Genomic DNA, 917 nt, shown 5'->3' with positions numbered 1-917 from the left:
GCGAGTTCAATGGCTTTACGGCTCGCGTCATGATCTTCCACGACTAAAAGCGTTTGCTGAGGACCCGGTTCGGTGACGGGTGTTTCAGTGACCGGCTTCCAGTCTCTGGCAAGATGGATCAGCGCTTCCTGGGTTTGCGTGAACGCCGTTTTTAACTGTTCTACGAGCGCGCCCCATTGGCTCCGATCCGGCGCATCCATCAGCTGCTGGCACAGCGTGATCATCGCGTGGGCCCCGACCGTGGTCGCCGCCCCTAACAAGGTGTGGCAAAATCGATAGATGATCCGGCGATCCCCGTCCTGGCAGGCTTGCGCCAAACGCTCAAGAAGGGGCGGTGAGGAGGTTAAAAAGGCCTCTACCAGTTCAGGGGCCTGTCCATTGCCCTGGTAGGCTTCAAGAGCGGCTAAATCTAAGACGGACAACGCTTCTTTCATCGGTCGTGGACCCCCCATTGGCGAAAAATGTCGCGCATCTAGGCCGGGCTGATGGGTTTGACAAAGCATGCATTCATGCCCACCGTGCGCCATTGCGCCGATTGCTGCTCATTGGCGGTTCCCGTAAGGCCGATGATCGGCACGCGCCGGTTCGGGTTGGCTTGCCAAGCCCGCAGGCGTTGGGTCGTCTCCAAACCGCTCATACCCGGCATCATGAGATCCATCACGATTAAATCAAAGCGATGCCATTGGCACGCCGCCAGCGCTGTCGGACCGCTTTCCGCGAGGACCACCTCCGCTTGTAGCCCGATGAGCACAGATTTGACTAAAACCCGATTGGGTAAATTATCGTCGACGACCAGCACCCGGATCGGGTCAGCGCTGTGGCGATGAGGGTAGAAAGCGCTTCGGTGGAGGTCCTCGTCACGACCCCATTCTTCTGGCACCTCTATCGGGTCTCGCCATTCCGATGGAGAAACGTCA

Annotated in this window: 2 protein-coding genes; both read right to left on the bottom strand. The window is 58.5% G+C overall.

The window, feature by feature from the left end:
* The coding region (locus tag BN873_RS15560; protein ID WP_048675803.1) for an Hpt domain-containing protein at positions 1-434 on the bottom strand (434 nt) is incomplete at its 3' end.
* Between the two features lie 38 nt (positions 435-472).
* A partial coding sequence (locus tag BN873_RS15555; protein WP_139031746.1) for a response regulator occupies positions 473-917 on the bottom strand: 445 nt, incomplete at its 5' end.

The sequence above is a fragment of the Candidatus Competibacter denitrificans Run_A_D11 genome (genome assembly GCF_001051235.1).
In the GTDB taxonomy this organism is placed as follows: Bacteria; Pseudomonadota; Gammaproteobacteria; order Competibacterales; family Competibacteraceae; genus Competibacter_A; species Competibacter_A denitrificans.
The sequence above is the reverse complement of the archived record's forward strand: the minus strand, read 5'-3'. Positions and strand labels throughout refer to the sequence as shown.